This window comes from Kitasatospora sp. NPDC036755 (assembly GCF_040636595.1).
GTDB lineage: Bacteria > Actinomycetota > Actinomycetes > Streptomycetales > Streptomycetaceae > Kitasatospora.
Genome location: NZ_JBEZUT010000588.1, coordinates 1 through 2,824, shown reverse-complemented (window position 1 = coordinate 2,824; position 2,824 = coordinate 1). Strand labels below are relative to the sequence as shown.

The following is a 2,824-nucleotide window of genomic DNA, read 5'->3' as shown; positions in this document are numbered from 1 at the left end:
GATGGTGCCGCCGGCGGACTGGACGAAGCTGTAGACGCCGATCGCCTTGGCCCGCTCCTTGGGCTCGGTGAACATCGTCACGATCATGGCGAGGGCTCCGCTGTGGCGTCGTTCTCATCGGGCACCGATCCGTCGGCGATCCGCTCGGCGGCCGCGGCGGCGGCCCGGCCTGCCCGGGGGCCGGGGGCGTCGTCCGACGCGCGGGCGGTACTGGGGATCTGGCGGACCTGATCGGGCCCGCGCGTGGTCGGACCCGCCCGGGGAGTCGCCCCGGCGTCGCGGCCCGTCACGCGTCCCGATCCCCCGATCCGTCCGACCGTGCGGCCCGGTCTCCGGAGCCGCCGTAGGAGACCCGCATGACCTCCGCCGTAACGCTCACCGCGCCCTCCCCCGGCACCCTCTCGCCCGCTCAGCTGCTGTCCGCGCCCGGCCCCGCGCACACCCCGGCCGACCTGGTCGGCGACACTCCGGTGCTGTGGGTGGGCGAGCCGTTCACCCGCGCGGGGCACGGCTTCTGGGCCAAGCTCGAAGGCCGCAACCCGGGCGGCATCAAGGACCGCACGGCCCTCCACATGGTGCGGGCCGCGCGCGACCGCGGCGACCTCCGGCCCGGCGCCCGGATCGTCGAGTCCACTTCCGGCACGCTCGGCCTCGGCCTGGCGCTGGCCGGCGTGACGTACGGGCATCCGATCACGGTGGTCACCGATCCCGGCATCGAACCGCTGATGGCCGGCCTGCTGCGCGCCTACGGCGCCGAGGTCGACGTGGTCGAGCGCCCCCACCCCACCGGCGGCTGGCAGCGCTCCCGCCGCGAGCGCGTCGAACAGCTGCTGTCCCGCACGCCCGGCGCGTGGTGCCCGGACCAGTACGGAAACCCGGACAACGTCGCCGCCTACCGGCCACTGGCGCTCGAACTGATCGCCCAGCTCGGCCGGATCGACACGCTCGTGGTCAGCGTCGGCACCGGCGGCCACTCGGCGGGCACGGCCCGGGTGCTGCGCGAGTTCTTCCCCCGCCTGCGGGTGGTCGGGGTCGACACCACCGGCTCCACGATCTTCGGCCAGCCGGACGCGCCGCGCCTCATGCGCGGCCTGGGCAGCAGCGTCCACCCGCGCAACGTCCACTACGAGCTCTTCGACGAGGTGCACTGGGTGAGCGCGGCGGACGCCGTATGGGCGGTCCGCGCACTGGCCCGGTGCCGGTACGCCACCGGCGGCTGGAGCGTGGGCGCGGTCGCCCTGGTGGCCCGTTGGCTCGCGGACACCCTGCCCGCCGGTCGGCGCATCGCCACGGTCTTCCCCGACGGCCCCCAGCGCTACGTCGGAACCGTCTTCGACGACGACTACTGCCGGGCCCACGGGCTGCTCGGGCACCGGCCGCCCGAGCAGCCGGAGGAGATCGGCCACCCGTACGAGCGCACGGTCACCCGCTGGACGCGCTGCACCACCGTCGTCGATCCGCTGGCCCCCACGGACGGCACCCGCCACCTCCCCCGGACGGCGGCCCGATGACCTCCCTGTGGCGCCAGACCCGCTCCTTCCCGGCCCCCGCCCGCCTGCTGATGGCCAACCAGTTCGCCATCAATCTCGCCTTCTACATGCTGATGCCGTACCTCGCCGCGCACCTGGCCGGCGAACTCGGCCTCGCCGCGTGGGCGGTCGGCCTGGTCCTGGGCGTGCGCAACCTCTCCCAGCAGGGCATGTTCCTCATCGGCGGCACCATCGCCGACCGCTACGGCTACAAGGCCCCGATCATCGCCGGCTGCCTGCTGCGGACCGGGGGCTTCGCGCTCCTCGGCTGGGTCGGCACACTGCCGGCGCTGATCGTGGCCTCCGCCGCGACCGGGTTCGCCGGCGCCCTGTTCAACCCGGCCGTGCGCGCCTACCTGGCGGCCGAGGCGGGCGAGCGCAGGGTGGACGCCTTCGCCGTCTTCAACGTCTACTACCAGGCCGGAATGCTGCTCGGCCCCCTGGTCGGCCTGGCCCTGCTGGCAGCCGACTTCAGCGCGGTGTGCACGGCGGCGGCGGCGATCTTCGCGCTGCTGACGGCCCTGCAGAGCAGGGCGCTGCCGGCCCGCCGCGCACCGGCGGACGGCCCGGCTCCGGACGGGGCGACCGGCACGACGGGTGTCCGGGCCCAGTGGCGCACCGTCGCGGCCAACCGCCCGTTCCTGCTGTTCTCCCTGGCGATGACCGGCTCCTACGTCCTCGGCTACCAGGTGTACCTGGCGCTGCCGCTGGCCGCGGGCGAGGCCCTGGGCGGCGCGGCGGACGGTCTGACCGGAGGCCTGTTCGTCGTCTCGGCCCTGGTGGCCGTAGCCGGGCAGCTGCGGCTGACGCGGTGGGCGAAGCGGCGGTGGACCCCGCAACAGGCCCTGGTACGGGGTCTGTCGGCGATGGGCGCGGCGTTCGTCCCGCTCGCGGCCGCCGCGGCGGCGACGCCGGGCACGCGCCGGGTCGCGCTGGCCGGTGCCCTGCTGTTGGCGGTGGCCCTGCTGGCCGCCGGCGGTGCGGTGGTCTACCCGTTCGAGATGGACACCGTGGTCGTCCTCTCGGGTGACCGCCTGGTCGCGACCCACTACGGCTTCCACAACACCGTCACCGGGCTGGGGATCACCCTGGGCAACCTGGCCGTCGGCGCGCTGTGGGACGCCGCACGGGCACACCACCTGCTGTGGCCGGCCTGGCTGGGGCTTGCGGCGACCGGAGCCGCGTGCGCGGCCTCGGTGGGCGCGCTGGCCCGCGGCGGCCTCCTGGGTACGGCACCGGTGCGCGCTCCGGCGCCGGCCTGACGGTGGCGGCCGAGGCCGTCGGCCCGCAGCCCG

Annotated in this window: 2 protein-coding genes and 1 pseudogene; all 3 read left to right on the top strand. The window is 75.6% G+C overall.

The genetic code is table 11. The annotated features are described in order from the left end of the window. Positions 1–231, top strand: a pseudogene (locus tag AB0E96_RS40240) (hypothetical protein); the annotation flags it as partial. A 125-nt stretch (positions 232–356) separates the two neighbouring features. Further along, on the top strand, positions 357–1,511 hold the full coding sequence (locus AB0E96_RS40235) for a PLP-dependent cysteine synthase family protein (protein ID WP_359831689.1): 1,155 nt from the start codon (positions 357–359) through the stop codon (positions 1,509–1,511). Continuing rightward, positions 1,508–2,791, top strand: coding sequence for an MFS transporter (locus AB0E96_RS40230; protein WP_359831687.1), 1,284 nt, complete (start codon positions 1,508–1,510; stop codon positions 2,789–2,791). Before AB0E96_RS40235 ends, AB0E96_RS40230 begins: the two co-directional genes overlap by 4 nt. The last annotated feature ends 33 nt before the right edge of the window (positions 2,792–2,824 follow it).